This window comes from Mesorhizobium sp. M2A.F.Ca.ET.037.01.1.1, from assembly GCF_003998075.1.
In the GTDB taxonomy this organism is placed as follows: domain Bacteria; phylum Pseudomonadota; class Alphaproteobacteria; order Rhizobiales; family Rhizobiaceae; genus Mesorhizobium.
Genome location: NZ_RZSA01001615.1, coordinates 1 through 762, shown reverse-complemented (window position 1 = coordinate 762; position 762 = coordinate 1). Strand labels below are relative to the sequence as shown.

Sequence of the window (762 nt, the reverse complement as noted above, 5' to 3'; positions counted from 1 at the left end):
CGCCCGGCCGGACCATGACGAGAAATATCTCGCCGACGCCATTGTCGATGGCCAGCTGGTGCGCGCCCCGCTGGCCGCGATCAGGCGCCGGCTGAACCCGCTCGATCCGGCCTGTCGCCTGGTGCTGTGTGGCCACAGCCACCGCAACGAGCTGATCCAAATTCCCGGCGGTCCGGTCATCTTCAATCCCGGCAGCGTCGGCTGCCCGGCCTATGACGACGACACGCCGCCGGCGCATGTCTCGGAGCAAGGCTCACCGCACGCCCGCTATGGTATCGTCGAGCTCGGCAAGGACGGCAGTCCCAGCCGCTTCGAGAGCATCGCCGTCGACTACGACCATGAAGCCGCCGCAAAGCAGGCCGAACAAGCGGGAAGGCCGGAATGGGCGCATGCGCTGCGGACCGGTTTTATGAAGGATTGAGCGCAGCTCGTATCCAGGATTGAGCGCCACGATTGAAGTGCATTGCTTATGGCCGAGGGATGAAGCGCAAAGTCACGCTCCGATCGTCGCTGCTGATCGCCGCTCCTTTGTGCCTGGCCGCTCTCCCGGCCTTGGCTCAGGATGCGCCAGGCACAATCATCTCGATCATCGGTGGTCTCGCGCCGGACGATCTGCTCAATATTCGCGCTACCGCTTCGTCAGGCGGAAAGATCGAAGCGCGCCTGCCCAACGGCTCGGCCGTCAAGAATTACGGCTGCAAGACCGTCAACAATTATCCTTGGTGCAAAGTCGAGGACACGCAGGACGCCCACATAACCGGC

Annotated in this window: 2 pseudogenes; both read left to right on the top strand. The window is 63.5% G+C overall.

From position 1 onward, the window contains the following. Nucleotides 1-421, top strand: a pseudogene (locus tag EOA27_RS38755) (metallophosphoesterase family protein); the annotation flags it as partial. 59 nt (nucleotides 422-480) lie between these two features. Continuing rightward, a pseudogene (locus EOA27_RS38750) lies at nucleotides 481-762 on the top strand (SH3 domain-containing protein); the annotation flags it as partial.